The following is a 5,562-nucleotide window of genomic DNA, read 5'->3' on the forward strand; positions in this document are numbered from 1 at the left end:
GTCGTCCGCCAGCCGCACGAACGCGTCCTTCAGGATCGTCTTGGAGGCGAGATCCGCGCTCACCTCCGCTTCCAGGTTGGACAGCGACGCGGCCACTCCCACGCGCGCCGACTCGATGCCCAGCTCGTGGCCCACCGGCACCGTCCAGTAGGCCAGCACCGACTGCGATTGGAACGGCCCCAACGCCAGCCGTCCCACCGCCGCCTCACCCGTCACGGACAGCCCCCAGAGGTTCAGCTCCGCGTCCGCCGCCGTCGCGTACTGCTTCGTCCCGTCAATCACCTGCGTCAGGTACGTGCTCGTGCCCAGCGTGAGGAACTTGAACGGGCGGATGCTCAGCCGCGCGGAGCCGTCCTCGCTCAGCCGCTTCCCGGTCGCGTCCTCGCCGCCCTCGAAGAGGCCCGCGGAGAACTTCAGGCCCCACGCCTCCTTGAGCCGCATCTCGCCCATCACGCCCAGGCGCCGCCCACCCAGCGCGTTTGTCTCCGTGAGGTAGTCCTCCACCAGCCCGCGCTCCTGGATGGGCAGGCGCCACGCCGACTCCTGCGAGCGCTGCAGGAAGGGCGACTTGAAGCGGCCCGCGTACAGCCGCAGGCGCTTGCCGTCGTCCGCCAGCCGCACGAACGCGTCCTTCAGGATCGTCTTGGAGGCGAGATCCGCGCTCACCTCCGCTTCCAGGTTGGACAGCGACGCGGCCACTCCCACGCGCGCCGACTCGATGCCCAGGTCGCGCTCGTACTTCTGGCGCTCGTCCGCGGCGCCGCGCGCGAACACGCGGCCGAACACGCGGATCCGCTGCTGGGGCCCGCCCTTGTCGTCCACCTTGTCCGCTTCGTCCGGCGCCTCGCCCAGCGTGTCCGCCTTGGGGCCCGTGTCCTTTTTCTTCTTCTTGCCCGGCACCGCCGCGTCCGGCACCGGCGCGCCCGGCTCCGTCACCTGCTCCGGCGCGCCCATGACGGGCCCCTGGGAGCCGGTGGGCATCGCCTGCGCTACCGCGCCTTCCAGCGCGTCACCTGTTCCGTCCCGCGGCTTCGCCGCGTCGTCGCCTTCCTTGGGCGCCGCGGGCTGGGTGCCCGTGCGGATGCGCCCTTCGAGTAGCTCTATGTCCAGCGAGCCTGGCGTGGGCGTGTTGACGAACTGCTGCCAGGTGCCGTCCGGCGCGGTGAAGAGGAACGACACCGCCACCGGCGCGTTCTCCGGCAGCGGCACCTTCAGGCGCTGCAGCGTGCCCGGGTAGATCAGCGCCGACAGCAGCACGTCCGCGTCCGGCTGGAAGATGCGCGCGGAGACCTCGCCGTAGGACTCCACGGCGAACTGCTTTGGATCCACCTTGCGCACCAGCATGTACAGCGGCCGGCCCTGGTTCGTCCCTGACGGCGCCTTCACGCTCAAGTGCAGCGTGCTCGGCTGGCACGCGGCCAGGAAACACAGCGCCAAGGGGATGCAGCTTGCCCACGGTTTCATCGCGGCACCTCGCGGAACGGGATCCAGGGCTCACCCTTGAGCCCGAAGCGCAGGTCCATCACCCCGTCCGTGGAGGTGGCGCCTCGCGCTCTCAACGACCAACGGCGGTGCTGCGGGTCTTCCGTGGACTGGGACGACTCCAGCAGCCGGAAGCAGCTCCACGCCGAACGCGACTTCTCCAGCGACGCGTACTGCACCGACTGGTCCGCGGGCGCTCGCACCTCCAGCATCAGCGACGCCGTCTGCTGGTCCCACCACGCCAGCGGGAACTCCTGCCACGACGGACTCTGGTTGTACGCGAGGAACGTCGTCTTGCCGCACTTCAGCGAACCCAGCGTCACGAAGCTGCCCTGCGTGGGCGCCTTCGGCAGCGGCAACGGCATCACCTGCAGCATCAGTGGCCGCGGCCTCCCCTCCGTGTCCCACAACATGCGGGCCAGCCGCGACAGCCTCCCCAGCGTGGGCAACATCCCCTGCGGCAACGACAGCCGGGACTGGAGCGCGCCTCGCGCCACCCACTCCGAGCCTCGCTCCTCGCACACCGGCGCCAGCACCCGCGTCACGAACTCCCAGAACGCGCCGTCCTGCTTGCGCAGGACCTCCAGGTCTCCCGGATCCACCTCCTGCGACGCGTCCGGCGTGAACGGATAGCGCCCCAAGAGCGGACGCAGGAACCGACCCGAGGCGTCGTCCCACTGCCGCTCCAGGGTCCTCTCAATCTCGCGCTGCCCCAGCTCGCGCACCGCGAGGAACGGCTGGCGGAAGGGCTGCCGCAGCTCTCCGATGAGCCCCTGCTGGTCCAGCCACGCGTCCACCTTGCGCAGGTAGGACGTGTCGTCCTCCAGCATCATCGCGAAGGCCAGGCGCCCCAGCGGCGTCAGCAGCTCCGGAAGCTTCGCGGCCCCACTCGCTGGCTGCGCGCTGCCGGTGGCCAGGCCTCCGTTGAGCGACGCCGTCGCCTCAGCGGGCACCACGCCCGGACGGGGCACCGCGTTCAGCTCGTCCGACATCTGGGCTACCAGCGCACGGTAGGGGTTGAGCGCCGTGTAGTTGCCCGTCTCGTCCGGCTTCATCACCGTGGCGATGGGCTTGAACGGCGCCACCGCGTTGCGCAGCGATTCGTAGAAGGGCCCGTCCAACGGCTCCAGCGCCACGCCCTGCGCCACGTCGCGCAGCATGTCCACCAGCTCCGAGGACGGCTGCGTGAGACGCGACAGCTCCTCCGCCAGGAGCGCCGGAATCACCGCCTGGAAGCGGTAGGTGGACACGCGCTGGAAGAGGCGGTTGCGGTACTGGTACGCGAATTGGTTCACCTTGCGGCGCACGTGCTCCTGGCGCTGCGACACCTCCTCCACCGGCAGCCCCGCGCCTTTGATTCGCGTGGTGAACTCGTCCACCAGCGGGCGCAGCCGCGTGTCGAACTCCAGCCGGTCCGCCGCCAGGGTCGCGCCACTCCGCGACGCCACCACCTCCTCGCCCTCCATCACGCCGAAGGGCAGGCGCCCCGTCTTCTCGTGGTAGCGCAGCAGTGCCTGGTGCAGCAGCCGCGAGCCGTCCTTGGGCCGGAATTCGAAGGTGCTCTGGAGCACCGGCACCTGGAGCACCGCGGGGCCGTTGCCCGGCAGCCACAGGCCGTCGCGCACCAGCAGCTCCGCCACGGTCATCTTCTGCACCGCCTTCACACCCAGGTACGCCTCTTCCTCCATGCGCAGCACGTTCGTCAGCGCGTCCCGGTGGTCGTTGATCCACGCCACCGTCTTGAGCGTGGAGGGGATGCCCCGGAAGCGGCTGGTGTCCACGCGCGCCTCGGAGGCGGCCAGGAGCTCCAACGCTCGCGGCAGGCTGCTGAAGCGCGCGCTGTCGTCCAGCAGCGCCTGGAGCCTGCGGCGCTCGTCCTGCATGGCCTCCAGGTCCGCGTCCAGCCGCTCCAGCTCGCGCGGCTCCACGGCCCGGTTCGCCAGCAGGTCCTGCAACCGCCGCAGGTGCGCCTGCCACGGCATCAGCTGCGCCTCCAGCGTGAGCGGCTCCGGGAAGGGCCAGCGCGCCCAGCTGGCCTCGGGCGTGTCCGGCGCGGACCACGGCGGGTTACTCATGGTGACGTAGTCGGCCACCAGGGACTCGTTCAGCCCCACCGCCGTCACCCACGAGCGCCCAGCCTCCAGCGCCGCCACGTCGCCCGCGGGCTCGGCCGTGCCTCCCTCCGACACGAAGCTCCAGTTCGGGCGCGTCTTCAGGCTGGACAGCACCAGCTGCCCCAGCGGCTCCTCGCGCGAGCCGTGCAACGTGGCCAGCAGGTAGACGACCTGCTCCGGACGGCACGTGTCCGGCTGGCGGTGGCACTTCTCCAGCGCGGGCCGGATGTGCGCCTCGCGGATGCCCCGGGCCAGACGCTGGCGCAGGTCCTCTCGCGCGCCGGTGAAGCTGTAGCGCAAGAGCGGCCACGTGTTCATGGCGCTCCACAGCGAGTCCAGGGAGTGGCCCGCCGCGAGCACCGGCTCCTGCACCGCGGCCCCGGACACCGCCTGCCCCTGGTCGCGCATGCGCTGGACCATGTCCTCGAAGCGCTGCACGCGCGTGCGCGCCTGGCCCAGCCTCCAGGCGAAGTGCCCGTACGCGGCCAGCAGCGGCAGCGCGAACGCCAGGCCCAGCAGCACCGCCCGGCGCAGGTGCGTGTGCAGGTAGCGGTCGTGGACCGCTCGCGCCGTGCTGGCCTCGGCGGACACCGAGAGGACGTCCGGATCCCTCGCGTCCTTGTCCGCGGAGGACAGCGACACCGTGGCCAGCCGGGGCGCGTACGCCAGCGTCTGGCCCTCCATCAGCGCCGTCACGAAGCGCGACAGCGCCTCGAAGGGCGCGTGGCCTTCCGAATAGAAGCGCTCCAGCCGCTCGAAGGATTCCACCGGCAGCGCCGTCAGGCCCAGCGCCAGGTACTGCTCCTGCGCCTTGAGCAGCGAGCCCAGCTTGCCCTCCTGGCCGGGCGGGGGCAGGGGGAAGCGCAGCGGCACGTGGTGCGCGCGCAGCAGCTTCGCGAAGTCCGCGTAGCCCTCGCGCTCATCCAGGTGGGTGAGGCACACGCGCGTCTCGAACGCGCCCCCGCGGACTTCCGCCAGCAGGTTGAGCTTGCCTCGCAACAGCTGCGCGGCCCGGCGCACCTCGTCCGGGGGCGTGTCCTGCAGCCAGCGCGCGTCCAGCACCAGCACCGCCAGCGCCTGCTGACCGCCGCCGAAGCTGTCCCTCCACAGCCGGCGCAGGGCCTCCCGCGCCTGGGGCGACTCGTCCTCCAACAGCTGCGGGGACACCTCCTGGGCGACGACGTCCGCGCCCAGGTACACCTGGAGCAGCGAGTCCGTGAGGAGGCTGGGCAGGAACTGCCGCGCCTGCCGCTTCCAGTCCAGGTCCAGCTCGATGAGCCGCGACTTGCCCGCGCCCGCCGGCCCCATCACCACCACACCCGGCAGGTCCCTCACCGCCACCCGGTGGCGCAGGGGCAGCCCGGCCAGGAACTTCTCGCGCACCTTGCGCAGCCGGTTCTTCGCCAGGGGCTCCGGCGCGGCGGTCCCTCCGGCCGGCGCGCTCTTGCGCTTCGCGCGCCACACGAGGAACAGCGGAATGCCAATGGCCAGCAGCGCCACGAGGAGCAGCGCGTAGGGCTTCCACTTCGGTGGGATGAACGCGATCAGTTTCTTGATGACATCCATGGCTCAGCGCTCCCCCCAGCCCAGGACGTTCCCAGCCCGACCCGCGCGATGCAGGGCCTCCAGGACGTCCTCCAGCGTGTCCACCGTGCCCGCGAACGACGCTCTCGCCTTCTCCTGCTCCTCCGGCGACAACCGCGCGTCACCCGGCCCCGGCATCAGGCGGGCCAGCGTCTGGCCCAGCTCGTCCAGCATCGGCTCCAGGCCATGGCGCCCGACCCCCAGGCGCGCGGCGACGGTCTTGCGCACCTCCTGGAGCAGCGCGGGCGCCGCGTCGATCGTGGCCGCGGCCGGAGCCTGGGGTGCGGCGGCTTGTGGCTTCACCGGGTCACCCACCAGAGCAGGCCCTGCAGCCCCAGCACGCTCGCGGCGCTGACGGCGTAGTAGCGGGCGGGAAAGGCGT

The 5,562-nt window shown here is 71.6% G+C and carries 3 protein-coding genes; all 3 read right to left on the minus strand.

The features are described 5' to 3' along the window. On the minus strand, window positions 1-1,437 hold a 1,437-nt coding region (locus D7Y21_RS42460; RefSeq protein ID WP_199735593.1), incomplete at its 3' end, for a hypothetical protein. Window positions 1,438-1,460: 23 nt separating this feature from the next. Further along, window positions 1,461-5,162 carry a type VI secretion IcmF C-terminal domain-containing protein gene (locus D7Y21_RS43570; protein ID WP_121718496.1) on the minus strand — a complete coding sequence of 1,234 codons (3,702 nt, stop codon included), beginning with the start codon at window positions 5,160-5,162 and terminating at the stop codon, window positions 1,461-1,463. A gap of 3 nt (window positions 5,163-5,165) precedes the next feature. Beyond that, the coding region (locus tag D7Y21_RS43240; RefSeq protein ID WP_233612481.1) for a hypothetical protein at window positions 5,166-5,562 on the minus strand (397 nt) is incomplete at its 5' end.

The sequence above is a fragment of the Corallococcus sp. AB045 genome (genome assembly GCF_003668895.1).
GTDB classification, from domain to species: domain Bacteria; phylum Myxococcota; class Myxococcia; order Myxococcales; family Myxococcaceae; genus Corallococcus; species Corallococcus coralloides.